Annotated in this window: 23 protein-coding genes and 1 tRNA gene; 19 read left to right on the top strand and 5 right to left on the bottom strand. The window is 65.9% G+C overall.

What is annotated here, in order from left to right; all coding sequences use genetic code 11:
- Nucleotides 1–66: 66 nt before the first annotated feature.
- Together lsrK and ACQY46_RS18195 are read right to left on the bottom strand one after the other, a co-directional pair.
- Nucleotides 67–1,632 carry an autoinducer-2 kinase gene (gene lsrK, locus ACQY46_RS18200; protein WP_428697413.1) on the bottom strand — a complete coding sequence of 522 codons (1,566 nt, stop codon included), beginning with the start codon at nt 1,630–1,632 and terminating at the stop codon, nt 67–69.
- A gap of 31 nt (nt 1,633–1,663) precedes the next feature.
- The gene (locus ACQY46_RS18195) at nt 1,664–2,923 is read right to left on the bottom strand and encodes an LVIVD repeat-containing protein (protein WP_428697412.1); all 1,260 of its coding nucleotides are present in this window, start codon (nt 2,921–2,923) and stop codon (nt 1,664–1,666) included.
- A gap of 320 nt (nt 2,924–3,243) precedes the next feature.
- On the opposite strand from ACQY46_RS18195, the gene ACQY46_RS18190 reads away from it, so the two are divergent.
- The 7 genes from ACQY46_RS18190 (at nt 3,244) to ACQY46_RS18160 (ending at nt 9,493) form a co-directional block, all read left to right on the top strand.
- On the top strand, nt 3,244–4,176 hold the full coding sequence (locus ACQY46_RS18190; RefSeq protein ID WP_306028275.1) for a sugar-binding transcriptional regulator: 933 nt from the start codon (nt 3,244–3,246) through the stop codon (nt 4,174–4,176).
- A 177-nt stretch (nt 4,177–4,353) separates the two neighbouring features.
- Nucleotides 4,354–5,385, top strand: coding sequence for an ABC transporter permease (locus tag ACQY46_RS18185; RefSeq protein ID WP_306028276.1), 1,032 nt, complete (start codon nt 4,354–4,356; stop codon nt 5,383–5,385).
- A gap of 40 nt (nt 5,386–5,425) precedes the next feature.
- On the top strand, nt 5,426–6,565 hold the full coding sequence (locus ACQY46_RS18180; RefSeq protein WP_428697411.1) for a substrate-binding domain-containing protein: 1,140 nt from the start codon (nt 5,426–5,428) through the stop codon (nt 6,563–6,565).
- 71 nt (nt 6,566–6,636) lie between these two features.
- On the top strand, nt 6,637–7,362 hold the full coding sequence (locus ACQY46_RS18175) for an ATP-binding cassette domain-containing protein (protein WP_428697410.1): 726 nt from the start codon (nt 6,637–6,639) through the stop codon (nt 7,360–7,362).
- A gap of 31 nt (nt 7,363–7,393) precedes the next feature.
- On the top strand, nt 7,394–7,885 hold the full coding sequence (rbsD, locus tag ACQY46_RS18170; protein ID WP_158193677.1) for a D-ribose pyranase: 492 nt from the start codon (nt 7,394–7,396) through the stop codon (nt 7,883–7,885).
- Nucleotides 7,886–7,893: 8 nt separating this feature from the next.
- Complete coding sequence (locus ACQY46_RS18165) at nt 7,894–8,205, top strand: antibiotic biosynthesis monooxygenase (protein WP_428697409.1); 312 nt, start codon at nt 7,894–7,896, stop codon at nt 8,203–8,205.
- Nucleotides 8,206–8,224: 19 nt separating this feature from the next.
- Nucleotides 8,225–9,493 (top strand): class II aldolase/adducin family protein, encoded by a 1,269-nt coding sequence (locus ACQY46_RS18160; RefSeq protein ID WP_428697408.1) that lies wholly within the window; start codon nt 8,225–8,227, stop codon nt 9,491–9,493.
- Nucleotides 9,494–9,607: 114 nt separating this feature from the next.
- Here the strand turns inward: ACQY46_RS18160 and ACQY46_RS18155 are convergent, their stop codons facing one another.
- A complete protein-coding gene (locus tag ACQY46_RS18155; protein ID WP_428697407.1) occupies nt 9,608–10,345 on the bottom strand; it encodes a GntR family transcriptional regulator in 738 nt (245 codons plus the stop codon).
- Nucleotides 10,346–10,503: 158 nt separating this feature from the next.
- Here ACQY46_RS18155 and ACQY46_RS18150 point away from each other — a divergent pair, with 158 nt between their 5' ends.
- The 10 genes from ACQY46_RS18150 (at nt 10,504) to ACQY46_RS18105 (ending at nt 19,888) form a co-directional block, all read left to right on the top strand.
- Nucleotides 10,504–11,073: a TRAP transporter small permease gene (locus ACQY46_RS18150; RefSeq protein ID WP_428697406.1), complete on the top strand. Its 570-nt coding sequence runs from the start codon at nt 10,504–10,506 to the stop codon at nt 11,071–11,073.
- Nucleotides 11,070–12,344 carry a TRAP transporter large permease gene (locus ACQY46_RS18145; RefSeq protein ID WP_428697405.1) on the top strand — a complete coding sequence of 425 codons (1,275 nt, stop codon included), beginning with the start codon at nt 11,070–11,072 and terminating at the stop codon, nt 12,342–12,344. The genes ACQY46_RS18150 and ACQY46_RS18145 overlap by 4 nt, the downstream gene beginning before the upstream one ends.
- Complete coding sequence (locus ACQY46_RS18140; protein WP_428697404.1) at nt 12,341–13,270, top strand: 3-hydroxyacyl-CoA dehydrogenase NAD-binding domain-containing protein; 930 nt, start codon at nt 12,341–12,343, stop codon at nt 13,268–13,270. The genes ACQY46_RS18145 and ACQY46_RS18140 overlap by 4 nt, the downstream gene beginning before the upstream one ends.
- A gap of 130 nt (nt 13,271–13,400) precedes the next feature.
- Complete coding sequence (locus ACQY46_RS18135) at nt 13,401–14,369, top strand: TRAP transporter substrate-binding protein (protein ID WP_428697403.1); 969 nt, start codon at nt 13,401–13,403, stop codon at nt 14,367–14,369.
- A gap of 69 nt (nt 14,370–14,438) precedes the next feature.
- Nucleotides 14,439–15,302 carry a VOC family protein gene (locus ACQY46_RS18130; protein ID WP_428697402.1) on the top strand — a complete coding sequence of 288 codons (864 nt, stop codon included), beginning with the start codon at nt 14,439–14,441 and terminating at the stop codon, nt 15,300–15,302.
- Nucleotides 15,299–16,180: a VOC family protein gene (locus ACQY46_RS18125; protein ID WP_428697401.1), complete on the top strand. Its 882-nt coding sequence runs from the start codon at nt 15,299–15,301 to the stop codon at nt 16,178–16,180. Before ACQY46_RS18130 ends, ACQY46_RS18125 begins: the two co-directional genes overlap by 4 nt.
- Nucleotides 16,180–16,872, top strand: a complete 693-nt coding sequence (locus ACQY46_RS18120; protein WP_428697400.1) for a class II aldolase/adducin family protein — start codon at nt 16,180–16,182, stop codon at nt 16,870–16,872. The genes ACQY46_RS18125 and ACQY46_RS18120 overlap by 1 nt, the downstream gene beginning before the upstream one ends.
- Nucleotides 16,869–18,323 carry a 2-hydroxymuconic semialdehyde dehydrogenase gene (locus tag ACQY46_RS18115; RefSeq protein WP_428697399.1) on the top strand — a complete coding sequence of 485 codons (1,455 nt, stop codon included), beginning with the start codon at nt 16,869–16,871 and terminating at the stop codon, nt 18,321–18,323. Before ACQY46_RS18120 ends, ACQY46_RS18115 begins: the two co-directional genes overlap by 4 nt.
- Nucleotides 18,324–18,338: 15 nt before the next feature.
- Nucleotides 18,339–19,121 carry a 2-oxo-hept-4-ene-1,7-dioate hydratase gene (hpaH, locus tag ACQY46_RS18110; protein ID WP_428697398.1) on the top strand — a complete coding sequence of 261 codons (783 nt, stop codon included), beginning with the start codon at nt 18,339–18,341 and terminating at the stop codon, nt 19,119–19,121.
- On the top strand, nt 19,118–19,888 hold the full coding sequence (locus ACQY46_RS18105) for an HpcH/HpaI aldolase family protein (RefSeq protein WP_428697397.1): 771 nt from the start codon (nt 19,118–19,120) through the stop codon (nt 19,886–19,888). Before hpaH ends, ACQY46_RS18105 begins: the two co-directional genes overlap by 4 nt.
- A gap of 252 nt (nt 19,889–20,140) precedes the next feature.
- On the opposite strand, the gene ACQY46_RS18100 is transcribed toward ACQY46_RS18105, so the two are convergent.
- A tRNA-Gln gene (locus ACQY46_RS18100) sits at nt 20,141–20,214 on the bottom strand.
- Between the two features lie 565 nt (nt 20,215–20,779).
- Nucleotides 20,780–21,022, bottom strand: a complete 243-nt coding sequence (locus tag ACQY46_RS18095; RefSeq protein WP_428697396.1) for a hypothetical protein — start codon at nt 21,020–21,022, stop codon at nt 20,780–20,782.
- A gap of 183 nt (nt 21,023–21,205) precedes the next feature.
- Here ACQY46_RS18095 and ACQY46_RS18090 point away from each other — a divergent pair, with 183 nt between their 5' ends.
- Both ACQY46_RS18090 and ACQY46_RS18085 read left to right on the top strand, forming a co-directional pair.
- Nucleotides 21,206–22,435: a Ppx/GppA phosphatase family protein gene (locus ACQY46_RS18090; RefSeq protein ID WP_428697395.1), complete on the top strand. Its 1,230-nt coding sequence runs from the start codon at nt 21,206–21,208 to the stop codon at nt 22,433–22,435.
- Nucleotides 22,432–23,136 carry an RlmE family RNA methyltransferase gene (locus tag ACQY46_RS18085; protein WP_428697394.1) on the top strand — a complete coding sequence of 235 codons (705 nt, stop codon included), beginning with the start codon at nt 22,432–22,434 and terminating at the stop codon, nt 23,134–23,136. The genes ACQY46_RS18090 and ACQY46_RS18085 overlap by 4 nt, the downstream gene beginning before the upstream one ends.
- Nucleotides 23,137–23,154: the final 18 nt, after the last annotated feature.

The following is a 23,154-nucleotide window of genomic DNA, read 5'->3' as shown; positions in this document are numbered from 1 at the left end:
CACTGCGGTCTTCCCTGGCGGACCGCGTCATGTTCTCTCGGCTCCGGTTTTCGAAGCTCTGCGGGGTCACACGCCGGGCGCGCGCCACATGGCGGAGGTGACGCCGGCGTCGGTCAGGGCCTTTTGCTGCGGATAGGCGCGTTCCCAGCGATCGCGCGCGGCGAGATAGGTTTCCGCCATTGCAGGGTCGGGCGTCACGATCCGTTCCACTTCGGACATTTCCGAGCCGGCTTCCGCCAGCGAGGAGAAGTTGCCGATGCCGAAGGCGGCGACGGCGGCACATCCCAAGGCCGTTGCCTCGCGCACCTTGGGAATGGCGACTTCGCGGCCCAGCACATCGGCCAGGATCTGAGCCCAGAGTGCTCCTTTGGAGGCGCCTCCGGCGAACACGACCGGCTTGTCGATGCTGACCTTGGAGAAGCTCATCACCCGCTCCAGGTTGATGCTGGAGACGATGGCGGCGTTCTCTTCCAGGGCCCGGAACAGGCTCGCCTTGGTGGTGTGCCCCGGCTCGATCGACATGTTCAGGAAGGAGGGCGCTGCGTGGTACCAGTGCCCGAAATCCATCGCGTCGGAAAAGACCGGGATGATCCCGTTGCTACCGGGCGGAACCCTGGCTGCCATTTCCTCCAAGAGGGCGTAGACGTCCATGCCGCGCCGGGCGGCCTCTGCTTTTTCCGCGTCGCAGAACGTGTCGCGAAACCAGCGCATGGTCAGGCCGACGAAAAAGGAGATGCATTCGGCCTGGTTGAGCCCGGTCACCACATGGGGATTGATGCGCACCCGCCTTGTGTCGTCGGTGCGGCCCGTTGGGATGTTGATCACCTGCTGCCAGAACGTGCCGCCGAGAATGGCGGCGTCGCCGTCGCGGGTGACGCCGAGGCCAAGCGTTCCCATCTGCACGTCGCCGCCGCCGCAGATCACCGGCGTGCCGGTTTTCAGCCCCGTTTCCTCCGCCGCCTTCGCTGTCACACCGCCGATCGCCGATCCGGGTTCGACGACCTGCGGGAACAACCCGCGCGGCAGTCCGGCCCTGGCGATGAGCGCGTCCGACCATTGCCGGGCGCCGGGATCCAGCAGTCCCGTGGTTCCTGCGTTGGACGGTTCGACGACGATCTCGCCGCTCAACCGGGCGGCAACCCAGTCGTTGATCATCGACAGCCTTGCCGCCTTTTCGAAGATGCGAGGGCGGTTGCGGCGCAGCCATTCCAGGCGCGGCCAGACCCCGAGCGCGAAAGTCTGGCCGCTGACGCGGTAGAAATGCGCTTCCAGTTCCTCGTCGCGGGCCTTCAGGTCGGCGACTTCGGCCGTTGCCCGTCCATCGACATTGGCGCAGGCCCACAATTCGGTTCCGGCCGCGTCGTAGACGACGATGCCTTCGCGCATCGAGGTCGAGCTGATCGCCGCGATCTCGTCGGCGCGGATGTCGGCATCGGCGATGGCGCGGCGGATGCAGCGGGAGAGCAACCGCCAGTTCGCCGCGCAGTCGAAGCTCATCGAGCCGGGAACGCCCGCCTCGCTGATATGGGTCCATTCCTCCTGGCTGAGACCGCATTGCCGGCCCGTGTGATCAAAGACCACGGCCCGGCCGCTGCCGGTGCCGGCATCGATGGCAAGATAGTATTGCGGCATTGAGCTCTCCTCGTCGTGCTATCGGCCGGTCTCAGCCGTTGAACTCGGCGATGTGCAGGCCTCCGCCACTGAAATCAGTAAAATAGACAAGGCCGGCCGAGTCCACGAAGACGTCGGTGGTGTTGATAACCAGCGGCCGGCCGGGACGGTGGTCGACGTGACGGGTCGGTGCCTGGGGCACCAGTGCGCCGACCTCCCGGGGCGCATAGGGATTGGAAATGTCGTGCACCCTGAGGCCGGCATTCTGCCAGGTGGAGAAGATCAGCGTTGAGCTGACGAAGCTGCCCGGCCGGTTTTCATGCACGTTGTGCGGCCCGAAATGACCGCCGACGGCCTTGTAGTCCCGGTCGTCGGGTTTGGGGAACGTGGCGATCGACACCGGGTTGGCCGGATTGCGGATGTCGAAGATCCAGATCGGCTTGTCGCCGTCCTCCTCGTTGTCGAGGACCGTCTCGTCGACGACGATCAGCAGATCGCGGTCGGGCAGGGGCAGGCAATTATGGGTGCCGCCGCCGAAGGGCGGCGCCCAGTTGCGATGCGCGATCATCCTGGGGTCGGTGCGGTCCTTCACGTCGACAACGACAAGGCAGGCGTCGCGCCAGCCGCAATAGGCCGTGTCGCCGTGAACGATCGGATGATGCAGGCTGTAGCGCCCCTCCGCGAGCGGCCAGTCCGGCACTTCGCCAGCGGCGACATTCATGCCCGGCAGCCAGAACCGGCCGGCGATCTCCGGCCGCGTCGGGTCGGACATGTCGATCGTCACGAGAATGAAATCGGTGAAGCCCTCGATCTGGGCGGAGGCATAGGCCCAGCGCCCGCCCGTGTACCAGATCCGGTGCAGGCCGACGCCGTCGACCGGCATGAACCCGATCTGGCGCGGGGTGACCGGGTCGCTCAGGTCGTAGACGGCCATGCCGGCGGAGTGGTTGCGGTCTTTCGATCCCATCGCCTTGGAGACGTCGCGCGTGTCCGCCTTGTAGTAGTTGCGCTCGTCGTCGCTTGAAGGCTGGGCGAACTGGTCCTGGGCATGCACCGTCAGCAGCAGATTGTCATGCACCTGGAGATGCAGCGACCACGTGTTGGCCGGGGAGGGGACATAGTTCACCGTGCGCGGCCGGGCCGGGTCGCGAACGTCGATCACGCTGAAGCCCCCGGAGAAGATGTGGGCGACATAGGCATAACCGTCCCGCACCATGATCTGGGTGCCGTCGGACCGGCCTCCCTGGGTGCAATGGCCGATCAGCCGCATGTTGGAAGCGTGGGCGGGCGCGCGCAAGGCGGTGGTCGTCATGATGTTCCTCTCCGGGGGAAGGTCCGGCTGTCCGGCCCGTTTCGTCCGAGGCCTGAATGGTGGATGCCAGATCGCTTTACGACTAGATCAATTGTTGTTATAAAAAACATATGAACACGAGCGATGCGGGTCGTCAAGCGCCCTGACCCGCATTTCACCTTGACTGCCCGGTTCGCCCCGGGGCAAACGCGCCAGGCCAAGGGTGACCGCTTTCAGCTTGAAGTTTGGCGGGACCTGATTCGTAATGCCGTTGAGTTTTCGGCCGGAAACCCCTGCGTCAGAAAAGGCCCACGTCCCGGTGCGTGCCTGAGAGATCATCCATGAATGCTTTTGAAACGCCCATCATTTCCGAGGAAGACGCGCTGCTCGCCAGGGTCGCCTGGTATTACTACCATGACGGCCTGACGCAGCAGGCGATCGGCGAGAAACTGGGACTGCCGCGCATCAAAGTCTCAAGGATGCTTGAAAATGGCCGCCGCAGCGGCATGCTCGAGGTGCGGATCAATTCCGCTTTGCAGGGCTGCCTCGAGATCGAACGGCGCGTGCAGGATCGTTTCAAGCTGGAGGAGGTGCGGGTCATTCCGCATCTGTCGGGGGAGCCGCGCAGCGAACGGCTGGGCCAGGCCGCCGCCCAGTTCCTGATGCAACGCCTGGAGGAAGGCGGTCTCCTGGCCGTCGGCTGGGGGGAAATGGTCGGCGCGGCGATCCGCCGCCTCGGCCATCTCGTCAATGACCGGCGGATCGACCTCGTTGGCATGACCGGCGGCGTACAGGCCTATGTCGACGGGCTCCGGGTCGTCAGCGCCGATTGCAAGATGTTCCTCGTGCCGGCCCCGCTTGTGGTCGAGGACGCCCAGATCGCCAAGGCGATGCTGCGCGATGCCAGCGTGCGAAACACCTTGCAGATGGCCCTGAAGGCCGATTACGCGCTGGTCGGCATCGGCGCGGTTGACGAGACCGCCAGCGTGATACGACGCGGTTATGTCCATCCGGCCGAGGTCGAGGCCATGCGCCGCAGCGGCGCGGTCGGGGATGTTTTGTGCCGCTTCTTCGATGCCGGGGGCAACGAGATCGACCTGCCCTTGCACGAAAGGGTGATCGGCCTCCCGCTGGAGAGCTACCGCAAGGCGCCACGCATGATTGCCGCCTCCGGCGGTCTCGACAAGGTGCCCGCGATCCGGGCCGCCCTCCAGGGCGATTTCATCAACATTTTCATCACCGACGAGCAGACTGCCAACGCGCTCGTGGAGTGATCCGCCTCCTTTCCATGTCTGCCTGAATGCGTTTCACGCCCCGTTTTCGGGGTGTGCGACGGCGTGCGCCTGCGCGCGTCGCTGGGCCCGAAAATGAGCCTCTTGACACCTTTCCGAAGGTGTGTGTTCAATTGATCCAACAAAAAACAAATGAACATATTCTTCTGGGAGAGAACATTGGCACTCGTACAAGACGACGGTTCCGCGAAGGCCGCGCGGCAGCGCCAGGCGCTTGAGACCCCGAGCTGGCGGGGCAACCTGCCTCCCTTGTTCGGACCGACCAAGGTTCCGCTCGCCGCGCCGGCGGTGATGCTCGTCATCATCGCGCTGCTCATGGCCGTCACCACGCCGAACTTCTTTTCAGCCGGCAACATGCGGGCGATTTCCCTTGATGCCTCGCTGATCATGCTGCTCGGCATCGGCATGACGGCGGTGATCACCGCGCGCGGCATCGATCTGTCGATCGGCGCGATCCTGACGCTCTCGAGCGTCGCCTTCGCGGCCGCGCTGAAGGATTTCGGCCTGCCGCTGTGGGTCGCGATACTTGTCGGCTTTGCCACCGGCGGGCTCTGCGGCCTGGTCAACGGGTTGCTGATCACGCGGCTCAGGATGCCGGACTTCATCGTCACTCTGTCGACGGAGCTCGTGTTCCGCGGTCTCGCCCTTGTCTATGCAGGCGGCGGCGTCTTTTTCGGGTTTCCGGAGGTCATCACCTGGCTCGGGCGCGGGCGGCTGCTCGGAATTCCCATGCCGCTGATCATCGCCCTGACCCTGATCGTCGTGGCGCATTGCATCTTCGCCTACCACAAGATCGGCGCCCGGCTGCATGCCGTCGGTGGCAATCCGGTCGCGGCCCGGCGGCTCGGCATCAGCGTGCTCAACTACCGGGTCGGCGTCTACGTGTTCATGGGTCTGATCGCGGCTCTGGGCGGCATCATCCTGACCGGTCGTCTCGACGCGGTGGTCGCCTCGGGCGCGGTGACGATCCTGCTGAACACCGTCGCTGCGGTGATCGTCGGCGGCACCAACCTGTTCGGCGGACGCGGCTCGATCATCGGAACGCTGCTCGGTGCCTGGCTGCTGGCCACCATCACCAATGCCGTCGTGATGCTCGGCTTCGAGGCGTTCTGGCAGCATGTCGCCGCCGGCGCCGTCATCCTGATCACCATCGGCCTCTACTCCCGCAGCAACAGCCGCAGCGAGGAATAGGTTTACCTGGATACCAAAAAACAAAGAGGAGGAGACGAAAATGACCAAGAAGACATTCGCCAAGACGATCCTGCTGACCGGTGCTGCAGTCCTTGCCCTGTCCTTGCCGCTTGCGGCCCAGGAGGTGCCGGCGGGCGCCAAGGAGCGTGGCTACTTCCTGCTGCCGGAGCTGCATGAAATGGTGCCGGCCGAACGGGTCGCCATGGATGCGTTCATGAAGTCCGTGGTTGCCGAACCGGTTGCCAGCACCAGGACATTCGACAAGCCGCTGCGCATCGCCTTGATGTTCCCGAGCCTTGAAACCTCGGACGCCTGGGCCCGTCTCAACATCTCGACCCGCAAGCGGCTCGAGGAACTCGGCGTGCCCTTCGAGATCACCGAGTTCATGATCAAGCCGGACGAGCACGACCGCCAGGGCGCGCAGGTCGAACAGGTTCTGGCCGGCAATTTCGACTATGTCGTGATCGGCCCGTCCGAGTATCAGGTGCAGAAGTCCAATATCTCCCGCCTGTCCGAGAGCCTGCCGACGCTGGTGATGAACGTCGTCAATCCCTTCGTCGACACCTACGGCACCGAAAAGCAGCCGATCACCCATGTCGGTTTTGACCACACGATCGGTGCCGAGGCGCTGTGCCGCTGGGTGATCGGCGAGACCGGCGGCGAGGGCACGTTCGCGCTCGTTCGCTACATTCCCGGTCTCATCGACGGCCAGCGTTCGGATCACTTCGCCGACTGCGTGACCAAGAACTCCAACATGAAGCTGGTTGGCGAATTCGAGGCGAACGGCGACCGTGAACTGGCCTTCAGCGGAGCCAATGCGCTGCTGAGCCGCTATCCCGACATCAAGATGCTGCATGCGGGCAACACCGCCGTGGCGCTTGGCGTTCTGGCGGCCGCGACGGAACGCGGCGTCCTGGATGATGTCATCATCAATGGCTGGGGCGGCGGTGCCGACGAACTGAAGTCGATCAAGGAGGGTGGCCTGAAAGTGACGGCCTTCCGGGTCAATGACGACTGGGGCGTTGCGGTTGCCGAAGCCATTCGGGCCCATGCGCAGGGAGATCCCGTGCCGGTGGTCCTGGCCGCGACGATCAAGCCGCTGGACTACAAGATGTCGAGCGAGGCGATCGACGCGGAAACCGCGCATGCCTTCCGCTACTCGGGCCAGCTCGACCGCTGAGCGCCGCCTCCTGCAGGGGCCGCGTCGCGGCCCCTGCCTCCAACGTTTCTGCGAACACTGGATGGCATGACATGAGCGTGGTTCTGCGCGGAATTTCCAAATCCTACGGGCAGGTCAAAGCGATCGAGGGCATCGACCTGGAAGTGAAGGCCGGCGAGGTGGTCGGCCTCTTGGGAGACAACGGCGCGGGCAAGTCCACCCTGATGAAGGTGCTTGCCGGTGCCGTGACACCGGACAAGGGCGTCATCGAGGTGGATGGCGAGACCTGTTCCTTTTCCAGCTCGTCCGAGGCGCGCGATGCGGGCATTGCCATGCTGTACCAGGACCTGGCCCTGTTCGACGACATGCCGGTCGTGCACAACATCTTCCTCGGCCGCGAGATCACCAACCGCTTCGGTTTCCTGAAATACGGCGAGATGCGGAAGCGCGCCCAGGAGATCGTCAACAGCTTCTCCGTGCGCCCCTTCGATGTGCGGACCCCGTCCGGGCACCTGTCGGGCGGGCAGCGGCAGGTGTCGGCGCTGGCGCGGACCACCGCCTTCGGCAGCCGCTACATCATCCTCGACGAGCCGACATCCGCCCTCAGCCCGAGCGCCAGGGACGAGGTTCTCTCCGTCGTGCGCGAACTCGCCGACAAGGGCATCGGCATCGTCATGGTCAGCCACGACCTTGGCCATGTGCGCAAGGTCTGCGACCGGGTGGCCATCCTGCATCTGGGCGGAATGGCCGGTGTGCGCGACATGGCCACCACCTCCCAGGACGAAATCATTTCTCTCATTGTTCAGGGACATGCCTGAACGACTTCCTCCCACGCGAAAGGACAATGCCATGCGGCGCAATGGAATTCTCAACGTGAAACTGAGCCGGGCCATCTCCGAGATGGGTCATGACGACATTCTCCTCGTCACTGATGCCGGCTATCCGATGGCCTATGACGACCGGGTCATCGACCTGGCACTGTGCCCGGGCGTGCCGGATCTGGTGACCGTGCTGCGCGCGATCCGTCAGGAAATGTGGGTGGAAGAGTACCACATGATCGAGGACGCCAAGGAGAACAACCCGAACGCCTGGAATGGCGTTGCCGAGGTCTTCCCCGATGCCAAGGCCAGCACGCGTCCCAACAGCTGGTTCCACGAGGACGGCTATCGCGGCGCGAAATACATCGTGCGCACCGGCGCCTGGATGCCATGGGGCAATGTCGCCCTGGTCTCGGGCATTCCCGTCCAGGAGTGGTTTAACAACACCGGCGCGCCCGTGCCGGAAAGCTGGACCGAGCGCCACGAGCTGAACGTCAAGTTCGGCAAGACCGGCGTGGAGTGAACCCGAAGATGTTCGTTCAGCTGGTTCACATCCATGTGAAGCCGGATCGCATCGGGGATTTCCTCGATGCCTTCCGGATCAACTACGAAGGCACGATCCGGGAACCGGGCAATCTTCGTTTCGACGTTCTGCAGGATCCGGAGGACGAGACGCGGTTCACCATCGTCGAGATATTCCGCAGCGCCGAGAGCGTCGACGACCATCGCCGGACCGATCACTACAAGAAGACGGTGGCCTTGCTGGAGGACATCATGAGCGGCCCGCGCAGCAAGGATATCTACCGGCTGGTGATGTCGGATCTGGCGGACGAGCGGGTTTGAGACGATGGGCGACGTGCGGATGATCAACAGATGGAACGACGACGAGGCGCATGCCTGGTTGCGCGAGGCAGGGGAGGAGGAAGCCGAACGCGACCTGGCCTTGCGCATCTACACGTCGCGGCTGATCGGCGGGGAGACCGACCTCGTGCTGCATGGCGGCGGCAACACCTCGGTCAAGACGCGGCGGCGAACGGCGGGGGGAGATCTCCTGCCGGTCCTGCATGTGAAGGGCAGCGGCTGGGACCTGGGCTCGATCGAGGCTCCCGGCCTGCCGGCGCTCGAGCTGACCCCGCTGTGCGAGGCCCGTTCGGGGACGGCCCTCTCAGACCCGCAGATGGTGGCGCTGCTGCGGGCCAACCTGCTCGATCCGACCTCTCCCAATCCTTCGATCGAGACCCTGCTGCATGCCTTCCTGCCGGCGAAATATGTCGACCACTCCCATGCCGCAGCGGTTCTGGCGCTGGTCAACCAGCCTGATGCGGCGGCGATCGGCCGGCGTCTTTACGGGCGGCGCCTCGCCATCGTGCCCTATGTGATGCCGGGCTACGACCTGTCCATCGAAGCGGCCCGGATCTTCGACGCCCATCCGGATTGCGAAGGCCTCTGGCTGGTCAATCACGGTCTCTTCACCTTCGGCGAGACGGCGCGCCAGTCCTATGAGCGTATGATCGAGTTCGTGAACATTGCGGAGGCGCACCTGGCCGAGCATGGCGTGCATCTCGTTCCTCCGCTTGCCCCGCGCGGCGACACAGCTGACAGCCTGGCTTTCGGCGAACTGCTGTCGGCGTGCATCCGGGCGGCCGGACCTGCCTTCGCTTCGGGCGTTTCGCTCGATTTTCGCGCGGATGCGGCAATCGACACCCTCCTGCAGCAGCCGGACCTGGCGGAGATCACCGGCCGGGGCACGATCACCCCGGACCACGTCATCCGGGTCAAGCCGTTCCCGCTGGTCCTGGACGGCACCGAAGGCGCGGGCGAACTGGATGCAGCCCTTGCGGACTTCACCAGGCGCTATGAACGTTATTTCGAGATTCATGCGGCGCAGGCCAGCGAGCCGAAGACCATGCTCGATCCGCTGCCGCGGGTGATCCTCGTGCGGGGCATGGGCCTGTTTGGTGCGGGAAGGAGCGCCGGGGAGGCGAAGATCGTCGCCGACCTGGCGTCGCAAACGGCGCGGGTCATCCAGGCGGCGGAAGCTTATGGCCGGTTCACGCCGTTGCCGACGCCGGATCTCTTCGACATGGAATACTGGTCCCTGGAACAGGCGAAGCTGCAGGGCAAGGGCTGAGGCGTCATCGCGCCTCCCGCGCAGGACCTGCCCTGGCTTGGCGCCCGTACGGGAGGCGAAACCTGAAGGTTTCCCACTTCATGATGCCGCCGACAGGGCAGGGCGTTGGCTGCCCTATGGCTTTGCATCCGCCAGCGCCGCGTGACCGGCTGTGGCCGTCACGCCATCGGCAGGACCTGCCGGCGAGAGTGCCGCGACGACGGCATCGGTCGTGCGCTGGACATGCACGGAGATGATGCCGGCCGCCTTTTCCACGTCCCTTGCCATGGCCGCCTCGAAGAGTGCCTCGTGCTCGGCGTGGATGTTTCTGGTCCAGACCGTCTTGATGCGGCTGAAGCGGCGGTAGCGCTCGTGCTGGCGGAAGAGCTGCTCGCGCAGCCGAAGCAGCCATGCCGAACCGCAGGCCGAGACGGTTGCATCGTGAAAGGCGGAGTTGTGCTTCTCCCAGAGATCGAGCGCCTTGATGCCCTGGTCCTCGCCGGTCTCCAGCCGCGACAGGCGGTGATAGGTGGTGATCAACCGCTCTTCCCAGGCGGTGTCGCCACGCGGGATCGAGCGCGACAGTGCCTCGACCTCGAGCAGCTTGCGCAGGTCGCCGATTTCGGCGGCGTCATGCACGGAGATCGGCGCGACGACGAAGCCGCGCTGGCCGATGACATTGACGAGATGGTCGCCGGACAGCCGCGACAGCGCTTCGCGCAAGGGCGCCGCGCCAAAGCCGTAGCGCTTGCGCAGGATGTCGATTTTCAGCTTCTCGCCCGGCTTGAGGATGCCGGATACGATATCTTCCCGGATCGTGCGATAGGCACGTTCCGCGATGGTCTTCTCCGGACCCTGTGAATCAGCGTTCAAGCCCAAGCCTCCTGCCCATGATTTTGATAGCCTTTCGCAGAGGATACGCCAATCTGGCAAAAGTGCAATAATATCGATTTTTTGTTTGACAGTGTAAAAATATCGATATTCACTCGCGCTCCGATCGCCAATAGCGAGTTAAGGCAAGGGAGATGCGTATGGCTGCGCCGGGGAAGGCTGACGAAAGCAATGGATTTCGCGCCCGGTTGATGCGGATGAGCGATGCCGTGGCCTGGGTCGAGGCGCGTTTCGCAGGTGCGATCGTTGTCGCCATTCTGGGGCTTCTGCTTGCCAATGTCGTGTCCCGCGCTTTCGGTCGTCCGTTGATCTGGACGGATGAACTTGCCGTCTACCTGATGGTTCTCGGTGCCTTTGCCGGCGCGTCCCTGGGCCTTGCCAACCGACAGCACATTGCCGTCACGCTGGTGTCCGACGGACTGGGGGAGCACGTTCGCAAGATACTGGCGCGCGTCGTCGATACGGTCCTCCTCGCGCTCTTCGCGCTCTTCGCCTGGATGCTGTGGAACTGGTTCGATCCGCTCGGCGTACTCGCAGCGGAAGACCTCCAGGCCTATTCGCTCAAGAGCTTCAACTTCCTCTATCAGGAGCCGACGACGACGCTTGGCATGCGCAAGGTCTGGTTCTGGCTCATTCTTCCCGTCTTCTGCCTGACGGGGATCGTCCATGTACTGGCCCGCTTCGGCACTGTCTCGGAGCGCGCGCAATGATCGGCGGCGGTTTCTTCCTTGCCTTCCTGATCGCCGGCGTGCCGATCGCCTTTGCGCTGATGGCGCTTGCCGTCGTCATCATTCTCGCGAGCGGCAATCACATCCTGTTCCAGAGTTTCCCGCAGCAGTTTTTCGGCGGGCTCGAGAATTACGGATTGCTGGCGCTGCCGCTGTTCATTCTCCTGGGCGAGTTCATGAACGAGGGCGGCATCGGCCGGCGGCTGATGGCCTTCGCCATGGCGCTGCTCGGCTCGATGCGTGGCGGCCTTGCCTATGTCAATCTTGTCGCCAACATGATGATGGCCTCGATCCTCGGTTCGACCGTGGCGCAGATCACCATCATGTCGCGTATCGCCGTGCCTGAAATGGAACGCGCCGGCTATCCGCGCGACGTCTCTGTGGCGATCACCGCGGCCGGCGGCATGCTGGCACCGATCATCCCGCCCTCGATGATGTTCATCATCTTCGGTGTCATTGCCCAGCTTCCGATCGGCGACCTGTTCATCGCCGGCATCGTGCCGGGCGTCATCCTGTTCCTCGCCTTCCTGGCTGTCATCGCCTGGCTCGGGCACCGGTACAACTTCCCGAAAAGCGGCAAACTGGAACTGCGCGAGCGTGCCGTCGCGGTCCGTGACGCGTTGCCGGCGGCGGCCATTCCCGTTGTCATCATCGGCTCGATCCTCGGCGGCTTCGCGACGCCGACGGAAGCGGCGGCCGTCGCCTCTGTGGCGGCCGTCATCGTCGGCATGTTCGTTTATCGCGAGATGTCGGTGAAGGACATCTGGCCCGCCTTCATGCGGGCCGCGGCGTCCTCCGCCGTCGTCCTGTTCCTGATCGCCGCCGCCGGGCTCTTCTCCTGGGTCATCACCTTCGAGAACGTGCCGGCCATCGTCTCGGCCTGGGTGCAGTCGCTGACGACGTCGCCGATCGTCTTCCTGCTGACGATCAACCTGATCCTGCTCTTCCTCGGCATGGTGACGGATCCGATCCCGGCGATCATCCTTGTCGTGCCGGTGTTCCTGCCGGTGGCGACCGGTGTCTATGGCATCGACCCGTTCCAGTTCGGTGTCATCGTCTGCCTGAACCTGACGGCGGGCCTGCTGACGCCGCCGGTCGGCACGGGTCTCTTCACCGCCGCTCTGATGGGCAATGTCCGGGCAGAGCGCCTGGCGCGGCTGATCCTGCCCTTCTTCCTTGCCGTTGCGCTGGTTATCGTCGCCCTGTCGCTGTTTCCGTTGCTCTCGACCGGCCTTGGGGCCGCGCTGCAATGACCCGAGTTGCGGTCATTGGCGGGGGGCTGATCGGGGCGGGCTGGGCCGCTGCCTTCGCCGGCGCAGGGTACGATACGCTGGTCGTCGATCCGGATCCGGGAGCATCCGACCGCGTAGCCGCCACCTGGGAGCAGGCGCGCGCGGTGCTCGCCCGGCTCGGCAATCTCGCAGACGGGGCAGGGCCGCCGGTGGTGGTCGCGACATGTCCGCAAGGCGGCGTCGACCTTGTCCAGGAAGCCTTGCCCGAGAGCCTCGACCTGAAGCAGCGCGTTCTTGCCGATGTCGAGCGAAAGGTCGGGACGGATACCATCATCGCTTCGTCCTCATCGAGCTTCACCGCCGATGCCATCGCGGCGGGGCTGGAGCGGCCGGACCGGCTCCTGATCGGCCATCCCTGCAATCCGCCCTATCTGATGCCGGTGGTCGAGACCGCCGGCGGGGCAGGGACCTCGGCCGATGCGATGGCGAGGGCGCGCGGGATTTACGAGGCGATGGGCAAGACGGTGCTCGAACTAAAGAAACCGGTCGCCGGGCATCTGGTCAACCGTCTGCAGGCGGCCTTGTGGCGGGAAGCCGTGCATCTCGTCGCCACCGGCGCGGCGAGCCTGGAGGACACCGAGCGCGCCGTCACCGACGCGCTGGCGCCGCGCTGGTGCCGGCTTGGCCCGATGAGCGTCTTCGCGCTGGCCGGTGCCGAGCGCGGCATGGCCGGTTTTCTCGAGGCGCTCGGCCCGCAGTTCCAGGCGCTGTTCGACGATCTCGGTGCGCCGGTTCTCGATGCGAAGACCTGCCGGATCATCGCCGAAGCCTACGAGGCGGCGGACCTGCCGCCGCTTGCCGGAATCGCCGCCGACCGCGATGCGACCATGCCGGTCCTGCTCGATCAGGTGGCGAGGATGAACCGCGAGCGTGACAGCGCCCTCTAAAATAACGAGAAAATTTCTTTCTTTGCAGAAATATCGATTTTTTGTTGATCTCAGAAAAATATCGATATTTTATGAAGCCACGGCCGGCGACCTCTTATCTGCACGGCTGAGCAAAATGGGGAGGTAGGACATGCAACGCTTCAAAGGCGCCGCGCTGGCGGCATCCATCCTGGCAATGACCGTCGGCTCGGCCACCGCCGAGCAATACCGGCTCGGCCTGATCACGCCGCCGCCACACCAGTGGACGGTGACCGCGACAGCCGCCGCCGAGGAGATCAAGGCCCGAACCGAGGGCCGGGTCGATATCCTGGTCTTCCCGTCGGGCCAGCTCGGCAGCGAAGCGCAGATGCTGCAGCAGCTGCAGACCGGCGTGATGGACTTCGCCTTCTTCACGCTTGGCGAATTCGCCAACCGTGATCCCAATTACGGCATCTTCCTCGCCCCTTATATCGTCAAGGACGTGGCCGGCGCGCGCGAGCTGCTGAAGGGCAAGACCGCGACGAAGCTGCTGGACGGCATGAGCAATTTCGGCCTCACCGGTCTCGGCTGGGGCATGGCCGGCATGCGCATGATCGTCACTCGGGGCGAGACCGCGACGGTCGGGGACCTGAAGGGCAAGAAGATCCGCACGATCCCCTTCGCGCCCGAACTCGCCTTCTGGGAGGGGCTTGGCGCGGCGCCGACGCCGATGCCGCTGCCGGCGCTCTATGACGCCTTCGCCAACGGCCAGGTCGACGGCATGCAGATCGATGTCGAAGGCACCTGGAACTCGAAATACTACGACCATGCCGGATCCATCGTCATCTCCGACCACATGATGTTCCCGATGGCTGCCATCGCCTCGGGGCGCAAGTGGGGCACGATTGCGGAAGCAGACCGCACCATCGTCGAGGAGGTCTTCGCGGAGCGGCTCGACACGCTGGTCGCCGGCTATGCCGGGATCGATGCCGACTACCGCGCCAAGCTGGAGACGACCGATGTTCCGGTCATCCAGGTCGGTCGCGAGTGGTTCGGAGATGCCGTCGACCAGTGGTACGCCCGCTGGCGCGAGGAAGCACCGCTCCTCAAGGAGCTTGAGGCCGAAGCCTCCGGGATGTGAGTTTCAGGTTCGAACAGTGCACACGGGCGGTCCGTCGCCCGTGTGCACCCCGACCGCAAGGAGCCGATGATGAAATACCGTGACCTCAGATACCTGCGTGTGGCCGTCGACAATCTCGACGAGGCCGCGCGTTTCGCACGGGACGTCCTCGGCCTGCAGGCGTCTGACCGCGACGACGAGCGCGCCATGTTCCGCTCCGATGACCGCAATTATTCGCTCTGCCTTTCCACGGCGGGCGACGGCGAGGCGATCGCGCTCACCGTGGCACGCGAGGAGGACCTTGGGGCGCTCAAGGCACGGCTCGAGGCTGCCGGGTATTCGTCGCGCATGCTCGATGCCGACGGGGCGCGTCTGCGTCAGGCGAAGGCGGTGCTTGCCACCGAAGCGCCGAACGGCGTCATGGTCGAGATCGTCTGGCGGCCGCTGACCTCCGGCTGGCGCTATCACGGTCCTCGCGATGCCGGCATCACCGGTTTCGGCGCCGTCCAGCTTGCCTGCACCGACGTCGCCGCGAACGAGGCCTTCTTCGTCAAGGGCCTGGGTCTCACGGTGTCCGACTGGGCCGGCGACACTGCCTATCTGTCGCTCGACGAGGCGCATCACCGCATCGCGCTCTACCCGTCCGCCAGCGACGGCATTCTCGGCGCGGCCTATGAGGTGGACGCGAAGGACAGCCTGATGCGCAACTGGTACTTCATCCAGAAGAGCCAGCTTCCCGTCGTCGCCGGCCCGGACCGGCAGGCCGCCTCGGGCGCCATGTATGTGACGACGCGCGGCCCCCGGGGCCTGCTGCTGAGCTACATGACGGGCATGGAGAAGGGGCCTCAGATCGAGGCGCGCGGTCCGCGCCAGTTCCCCGACACCGCGCTGAGTCACGGCCAATGGGGCTCGGTGACCGGGCAACCGGAATTCCTGGGAGGAGATGCGCGATGATCGAGCTGAAGGACGTCGTCTACTGCCGCCTTGGCACCACGGATCTCGCAGGAGCGGAGTGGTTCGCTACCAATATCCTCGGCCTCGAGGTCTCCGAGCGCCGCCGCGGCGCGACCTATTTCAAGTCCGACGAGCGCGCCCACACGCTGTGCTATGTCGAGGGCGATCCGGCCGACCAGATGACCGCCTTTGAGCTCGGGCGCGGCGAGGACCTGCAGACGGCGGCCGCCACGCTGGAAGCGCTCGGCCACCATGTTCATTACGGCACGCGCGAGGAATGCGAGGCGCGGCTGGTGCGCGAGTTCATCCGCTTCCGCGATCCGACCGGCAACGCCATCGAGTTCGTCGTCCGTCCCGAGACGACGGGCCTGCGCTATCACGGCACCCGCGATGCCGGCATCACCGGCTTCTCCCATGTCGGGCTCTGCACCACGGACGCCGCGCGCGACGAAGCCTTCTGGACCAGCGTTTGCAATGCCCGCGTTTCGGACCGGATCGGCGACGCGCCGCTGATGCGGCTCGGCACGATCCATCATTCGATCGCGCTCTTCCCCTTCCACAAGGCGGGCATCCAGCACATCAACCACCAGGTTGGCGGTACCGACGACATCCAGCGCTCGTTCAACTTTGTCTCCGACAACCAGGTCAACGTCACCTTCGGCCCCGGCCAGCACCCGACCTCGTCGGCCGAATTCCTCTATTTCACAGGGCCGGACGGCATGACCTTCGAGTATTCGACCGGGGTCTGCGAGATCCACGACGAGCCGCTTTGGCGCGACCGGCAGTTCCATTTCGAGCCGAAGGGCTTCTGCAAGTGGGGGTCCGCCCCGCGCATTGCCGCCTTCGACAATGCCAAGGGCGGCGACGGGCAGGGCTGATGAGCGATCTCTCCCTTACCGTTCGGCTGGCGGCCCGTGCGCTCGCCCGGGCCGGCCTCGTTCACGCCTACGGGCACTGCTCGGCGCGCATCGACGCGGAACGCTTTCTCGTCTGTCCAGCCGAGCCGATGGGCCTGATCGCGCCGGGCGCCGAATGCACCGAGGTGCCGGTCGACGGGCCATTGCCCGAAGGCGTGCTCGGCGAGGTGCGGCTGCACCAGCAGATCTACCGGCGTCGGCCGGAGGCGCACGGCGTCGTGCGCTTCATGGGCCCGAGCGCGATGGCGCTCGGCGCGACCTCGACAGTGCCCGCCATGCGCCACGGGTTCGGCACCTATTTCACCCCCGCCGTCGGCCTTTGGGGCGACGTCCAGCTCATCCGCGACGATGCCCGTGCCCAGGGCGCGATCGACGCGATGGGGGAGGGCGCGGGTCTCCTGATGCGCGGCAATGGCGCGGTGACGGCGGGCGCGAGCCTTCAGGAGGCGACGGTGCTTGCCTGGTATCTGGAGGACATGTGCCGGGTGGAGCTCGCGGCGCGCGCGGCCGGGCTCACCGAGGCCCCCGCGATATCGCAGGCGGAGGCGACCCAACGCGCGACCCGGGCCGGGCGCATTGTTGAGCGCATGTGGGATCATCTGACAGCGGCGGATCCGGAGACGGTTCCCAAGGAAAAAGGCGGCGCAACGTGACCGAATTCAGGAACTTCATCGATGGCCGGTTCGTTTCCGGCCGGGGCGACGGCTTTGCCAACCACTTCCCGACCACCGGCGAGGTGATCGGCGAGATCCGGGCCGCCGACAAGGCGCAGGTCGACGAGGCCGTTGGCGCCGCCCGTGCGGCGCTGAAAGGCCCTTGGGGCCGGATGAGCGTGGCCGAGCGCACCGGCCTCCTGCGCAAGCTTGCCGATGGCATCAACGCGCGTTTCGACGAGTTCCTCGCCGCCGAGATCCGCGATACAGGCAAGCCGCGTTCGATCGCCAGCCATATCGACATTCCGCGCGGCGCCGCCAATTTCAACGTCTTCGCCGACCAGGTCGCGACGCTCGGCACCGAAAGCTTCGCCATGCCGACACCGGATGGCACCGGCGCGCTGAACTATGCGGTGCGCACGCCGCGCGGCGTCATTGCCGTGATCTGTCCGTGGAACCTGCCGTTGCTGCTGATGACCTGGAAGGTCGCCCCGGCGCTCGCCTGCGGCAATACGGTTGTCGTCAAGCCGTCCGAGGAAACGCCTGCAACGGCAACGCTTCTGGGCGAGGTGATGAACGAGGTCGGCATTCCCGCCGGCGTCTACAATGTCGTGCACGGGCGCGGCCCGGGCTGCACCGGCGAATTTCTGACCACGCATGCGGATGTCGACGGCATCACCTTCACCGGCGAGACCCGCACCGGCGAGGCGATCATGGCGGCGGCCGCGCACGGCGTGCGTCCGGTCTCGCTCGAACTCGGCGGCAAGAATCCCGGCATCATTTTCGACGACGCCGACTTCGACAAGACGATGGAAGGCATCGGCCGCGCCTGTTTTGCCAATACCGGACAGGTCTGCCTTGGCACCGAGCGCATCTACGTTCAGCGCGGCATCTTCGACAGGGTCGCGGAAGGCCTTGCCGACAAGGCCCGGAGCTACCGCTTCGGTGATCCTTTCGACACGGCGACGACGATGGGCCCGGTGATCTCGGCCGCGCACCGCGCCAAGGTACTGTCCTTCTACGACAAGGCCCGCGCCGAGGGCGCGAACATGATCGTCGGCGGCGGAGTACCGGACCTCCAGGGCTATGAGGGCGGTTACTGGGTCGAGCCGACCGTGTGGACCGGCCTGCCCGAAACCTCGCCGGTCATCACCGAGGAGATCTTCGGCCCCTGCACGCATCTCACCCCCTTCGATACCGAGGAGGAGGCGGTCGCGCTTGCCAACAACTCGCCCTACGGGCTTGCCACCTCGATCTGGACGGAAAACCTGACGCGGGCGCACCGCGTCGCGGGTCAGGTCGAGGTCGGAATCAGCTGGGTCAATTGCTGGTTCCTGCGCGATCTCAGGACCCCGTTCGGCGGGACCAAGGCGAGCGGCATCGGCCGCGAGGGCGGCGTCCATTCCATGGAGTTCTATTCCGAACTCCGCAACGTCTGCATCAAGCTCTGAGGATTTGAGGACATCATGCTGACCGAAGCCCAGCGCGGGGAGGTCGTTGCCTCCCTGCTTGAAAGCCATCGCACCAAGGTGCAGGGCCGACGCCCCTCCGAAATGTTCCCGGAGATCGCGATCGAGGATTCCTATGCGATCTCGTCCGCCGTCGCCGCCGAGCGGGTCAAGGCGGGCCGGAAGATCGTCGGCCACAAGATCGGCCTGACCTCCAAGGCGATGCAGGCCTCCTCGAAGATCGACGAACCGGATTACGGCTATCTCTTCGACGACCTGGTCCTGTCCGACGGCGCCAAGGTTCCCTTCGATGCCTTCTGCGTGCCGCGGGTCGAGCCGGAACTGACCTTCATTCTCAAGGAGCCGTTGAAAGGTCCGGGCATCGGCCTTGTCGACGTGCTGCGCGCCACCGAATGGGTTGTGCCCTCGATCGAGATCATCGACGCGCGCGTCACCGAGCCGCGCCGGATCTACGACACGGTGGCCGACAACGGCGCTGCCGCCGGCATTGTGCTCGGCGGCCGGCCCGTGCGCCCGGATGCCGTCGACCTGCGCTGGGTCGGCGCGGTGTTCTACCGCAATTCCGAGATCGAGGAGACCGGCCTTGCCGCCGGCGTCCTCGGTCATCCGGCGATGGCGATCGCCTGGCTCGCCAACAAGATCGGCCCTTTCGGGACGACGCTGGAGCCTGGCCACCTGATGCTGTCCGGCTCCTTCACGCGGCCGGTCTGGGCGGCCAAGGGTGACACGCTGCATGCCGATTTCGGCCCGCTCGGCTCCGTCGCGGTGCAGTTCGTATGACCATGCCGCAGAACCGCTTCAAGGCGCGCCTTCTGGCGGGTGAGCTGCAATGGGGCCTGTGGAGTTCGCTCGCCAGCCCGGTCGCGGCCGAGGCCCTGTCGCTCACCGGTTTCGACTGGATGCTCTTCGATACCGAGCACTCGCCGGTCGAGGTCGCCGCCCTGCAGCCGATCCTTCAGGCCGCCGCCACCGGAACCGCCTCCGCCGTGGCGCGGCCGGCCTGGAACGACAAGGTGCTGATCAAGCGACTGCTCGACATAGGCATTCAGACCCTGCTCGTGCCCTTTGTCGAGACGGCGGGGGAGGCGGAGGCCGCCGTGCGTGCCACCCGTTATCCCCCGGACGGCATTCGCGGCGTCGCCGGGTCTACGCGCGCCAGCCGCTACGGCACGGTGCCGGACTATCTGCAAAAGGCCAATGGCGAAATCTGCGTCCTCGTCCAGATCGAGACGGCGCAGGCCATGGCCCGGCTGGAGGAAATCGCGGCAGTCGAGGGTGTCGACGGCGTCTTCATCGGCCCGTCGGATCTTTCCGCCTCGATGGGCCATCTCGGCAATCCGGCCCATCCGGACGTGCAGGAGGCGATCCGCATGGCGGCGCAGCGCATCGCCGCTGCAGGCAAGGTTCCGGGTATTCTTGCGACCCGCGCGGAAGATGCCGTCCGCTATCGCGACTGGGGGTATCGCTTCGTTGCCGCCGGCGTCGACACCGGCCTGCTCGTCGGCTCGGCGCGGACCTTGTTGCAGGCTGTTTCAGGTCGGCCATAAGGCGACCTTCCGGCATGCAAGGGCTTTCGGCGGGCGGTCGCGTGAGCACCGCCCGTTCTTCCCTCCGGCCTTCCCGGATCGCACGCTGACACGGCCATTCGAGGACCTGGGCGAACGAGGTCCTGGGCGAACGAGGACCTGGGCGAAATCGAGGGCGCCGGGGAAAAAGACCTGCATCCGAAGGGGCGCGTCGACAGGCGCGTAGCAGCCCCTCGTGCTTCAATATCCGATTGATTTCTTGTCAGGAAAATTTGGCTGGGGAACCTGGATTCGAACCAGGACTAACGGAGTCAGAGTCCGTGGGTCTACCGTTAACCTATTCCCCAATGCCGAACGGTGCGCCTTGATCGTCCGGCCTGCGCGGCGGCCCTTTACGGCAACCTGATGCGAAAGCCGGAGCGTCGCCCGCCGCATTGGCAGCAGCGCTTCCGTGTGCGCGTTGTATGAATCGTCGCCCGCCCTGTCAAGTGCGGCGCTGCAAATTCTCGCTTGCCGCCTGTGCAAATCCCTGCCGCGGAAAACGGGGAGGGCACCTCCGGCGGTGCTGTTTCCGTCGGGTTCAGCCTGCGCATTGCGGGGCGCGCATATGATGGTAAACTTGGCCCAACGGAAAAGCGCTTCAGGCCGCGACGCCACGAGGCGGTCGCCCTGGAGGCGGAGGCGCGAAAGCGCCGGCAAGGATCGAGTGTGAGCGAATCGGGACCAATGGGGCCGGATGGTATCCGGCCGCATTCCGGCGCGACACCGGGGAACGGTGACGAGGCAAGGCCCGCGGCAGCGGGCGCCAAACGCCGCCGCTCCCGGAAGAAACGCAGGCAGCACGGGGCCGGAGGGGCCGGGGCTGCGACCGGGGGGCAGGCCGCGCAAGCGGCGGCGTCCGGGCGGAATGCGTCAGAACTGGCGAATGGCGGCTTGCGTGCCGCCGACGACAGCGTGCGGACTGCGGCCGGCGGGAGCAGCGACGCCGACGCCCGGCGCCCGGGCGATGCACCGGGGGGCGGCAAGCGGCGCGGCAAGAAGCGCCGCCGTCCCAACCGGGCAGAGCGTCGTGCGCAGGTCGGGAAACCGGACCTTGGTCTGTCCGCTGGCGAGACGCCTGGCAACGACCAGGCCGGGTCGGATCAGTCCGGACACGGCCAAGCAAGAGATGATCAGGCAAGACACGGCCAGGCAAGGCAGGGCCGTGCTGGAAACGGTCGACCCGGAAACGACAGATCCGACATGAACCGCTCGGGAAGGAGCGAGGCAAGAGCGCAGCCGGAGGCTGCCTCCGATGCGCTCCAGCGCAGGCCGGCAAATACGGATACCGTCACGGCAGTGTCGGAGCCAAGCCGGGCCGGCACGGTCGGCCGTTCTTTGGAGCTTGCAGGTTTGGAACGGGCGGCCTCGGGTCCGGCGGCCACCGCCGGGCCGGCTGCCGAGCGGTCGTCCGGCGATCCGCGTTCGGGAGAGGCCAGGGACCTGCGATCGCGCCCGGCGCGCGAGGGGCGCCACGGCACCGCGCCGGGCGCGGTGCCTGACCGCCTATACGCCGCGCTCGATCTTGGCACCAACAATTGCCGCCTGCTCGTGGCCCGGCCCGAGCAGCGCGGTTTTCGCGTCGTTGACGCCTATTCGCGGATCGTGCGGCTCGGCGAGGGGCTCGGCCATGCCAACCGGCTGGGCGAGGCGGCGATGGACCGGGCGCTCGAGGCGCTTGTCTGCTGTCGCGACAAGATGCGCGATCGCGGCGTCGAGCGGGCGCGCCTGATCGCCACGGAAGCCTGCCGCGCGGCGGAAAACGGTCCGCAATTCATCGAGCGGGTGCGGCAGGAGACCGGCATGTCGCTGGAGATCGCCTCGCGGGAGACCGAGGCGCGCCTGGCGGTTGCCGGTTGCGCCTCTCTTGTCGACCCGGATGCCAACGGTGTGGTTCTGTTCGATATCGGCGGCGGTTCGTCGGAGATCGTCTGGCTGGATCTCCGCAACCGCTGCGGCGCGCGCGGCGTCGCGCTGACGCGGTTCATCCGCGCCTGGATCTCGCTGCCCGTCGGCGTGGTCAACCTGGCCGAGCGCCATGGCGGGCGGCACGTCACCTCCGACACGTTCGAGGCGATGGTCAACGACGCCCGCGAGCATCTCGAGGCGTTTTCGCTCGGGCGCGAGCTGAGCGCCGCGATCTGCGACGGAAAGGTCCACATGCTCGGCACGTCCGGCACGGTGACGACGCTGGCCGGGGTGCATTTCGGCCTGAAGCGCTACGACCGTCGCCGCATCGACGGCGTATGGATGGATGACGAAGACGTCACGGCAATGATTGAGCGGTTGCGCGCGATGCCCTATGAGGAGCGCGTCGGCAATCCGTGCATCGGCGCGGATCGGGCCGATCTGGTGCTTGCCGGCTGCGCGATCCTGGAATCGATCCGCCGGCGCTGGCCCTGCCAGCGGCTGCGTGTCGCCGACAGGGGCCTGCGGGAAGGCATCCTCATGGAACTGATGGCCGCCGACAATGTCTGGCGTCGCAACGCACCGCACCGTCACCGGTCGCGGTCAAGGAAACAGCAATGAGCACATCGGGCCGCGGACGCGGCGATCGTGGCATGTTCGAACGGGTGAAGACGGCCCGGCGGCGGAGCAATTCCTCCACCCGCTGGCTGCAGCGCCAGCTCAACGACCCTTATGTTCGCCGCGCCAAGATCGACGGCTACCGCTCGCGCGCCGCCTACAAGATCCTGGAGATCGACGACAAGCACAACCTGCTGAAGCCGGGCCTGCGAATCGTCGACCTGGGCGCGGCCCCCGGCGGCTGGTGCCAGGTGGCGGCGGCCAGGACCGGCTCCACGGACGAGGATCCGCGCATCGTCGGCATCGACTATCTCGAGGTGGAGCCGTTGCCCGGCGTGACGCTGCTGCTCAAGGACTTCCTCGACGACGATGCGCCCGACGCCCTGCGCGCCGCGCTTGGCGGCCAGATGCCGGATCTGGTCCTGTCCGACATGGCGGCGCCGACCACCGGCCACCGCCAGACCGACCACCTGCGCACCACGTATCTGTTCGAGGTGGCGGCGCTTTTCGCCAGCGAGAACCTGGCGCCGGGCGGGGCTTTTCTCTCCAAGGTGTTCCGGGGTGGCACCGAGAATGAACTGCTTGCCGGCTTGAAGCGCGACTACCAGACGGTGCATCACATCAAGCCGCCGGCAAGCCGCAAGGAAAGCCCGGAGCTTTATGTGCTTGCCAAGGGGTTTCGCGGCCGGCGGGGTGGCGACTAGCGCGGCCCGCGCGCCGTC

This window comes from Stappia sp., assembly GCF_965276915.1.
GTDB lineage: Bacteria > Pseudomonadota > Alphaproteobacteria > Rhizobiales > Stappiaceae > Stappia.
The sequence above is the reverse complement of the archived record's forward strand: the minus strand, read 5'-3'. Positions and strand labels throughout refer to the sequence as shown.

Bases quoted from the DNA above. Each gene is read 5' to 3' on its own strand.
- lsrK (WP_428697413.1), bottom strand. From the start codon at position 1,632: ATGCCGCAATACTATCTTGCCATCGATGCCGGCACCGGCAGCGGCCGG.
- ACQY46_RS18195 (WP_428697412.1), bottom strand. From the start codon at position 2,923: ATGACGACCACCGCCTTGCGCGCGCCCGCCCACGCTTCCAACATGCGG.
- ACQY46_RS18190 (WP_306028275.1), top strand. From the start codon at position 3,244: ATGAATGCTTTTGAAACGCCCATCATTTCCGAGGAAGACGCGCTGCTC.
- ACQY46_RS18180 (WP_428697411.1), top strand. From the start codon at position 5,426: ATGACCAAGAAGACATTCGCCAAGACGATCCTGCTGACCGGTGCTGCA.
- ACQY46_RS18175 (WP_428697410.1), top strand. From the start codon at position 6,637: ATGAGCGTGGTTCTGCGCGGAATTTCCAAATCCTACGGGCAGGTCAAA.
- rbsD (WP_158193677.1), top strand. From the start codon at position 7,394: ATGCGGCGCAATGGAATTCTCAACGTGAAACTGAGCCGGGCCATCTCC.
- ACQY46_RS18165 (WP_428697409.1), top strand. From the start codon at position 7,894: ATGTTCGTTCAGCTGGTTCACATCCATGTGAAGCCGGATCGCATCGGG.
- ACQY46_RS18160 (WP_428697408.1), top strand. From the start codon at position 8,225: ATGATCAACAGATGGAACGACGACGAGGCGCATGCCTGGTTGCGCGAG.
- ACQY46_RS18150 (WP_428697406.1), top strand. From the start codon at position 10,504: ATGGCTGCGCCGGGGAAGGCTGACGAAAGCAATGGATTTCGCGCCCGG.
- ACQY46_RS18145 (WP_428697405.1), top strand. From the start codon at position 11,070: ATGATCGGCGGCGGTTTCTTCCTTGCCTTCCTGATCGCCGGCGTGCCG.
- ACQY46_RS18140 (WP_428697404.1), top strand. From the start codon at position 12,341: ATGACCCGAGTTGCGGTCATTGGCGGGGGGCTGATCGGGGCGGGCTGG.
- ACQY46_RS18135 (WP_428697403.1), top strand. From the start codon at position 13,401: ATGCAACGCTTCAAAGGCGCCGCGCTGGCGGCATCCATCCTGGCAATG.
- ACQY46_RS18130 (WP_428697402.1), top strand. From the start codon at position 14,439: ATGAAATACCGTGACCTCAGATACCTGCGTGTGGCCGTCGACAATCTC.
- ACQY46_RS18125 (WP_428697401.1), top strand. From the start codon at position 15,299: ATGATCGAGCTGAAGGACGTCGTCTACTGCCGCCTTGGCACCACGGAT.
- ACQY46_RS18120 (WP_428697400.1), top strand. From the start codon at position 16,180: ATGAGCGATCTCTCCCTTACCGTTCGGCTGGCGGCCCGTGCGCTCGCC.
- hpaH (WP_428697398.1), top strand. From the start codon at position 18,339: ATGCTGACCGAAGCCCAGCGCGGGGAGGTCGTTGCCTCCCTGCTTGAA.
- ACQY46_RS18105 (WP_428697397.1), top strand. From the start codon at position 19,118: ATGACCATGCCGCAGAACCGCTTCAAGGCGCGCCTTCTGGCGGGTGAG.
- ACQY46_RS18085 (WP_428697394.1), top strand. From the start codon at position 22,432: ATGAGCACATCGGGCCGCGGACGCGGCGATCGTGGCATGTTCGAACGG.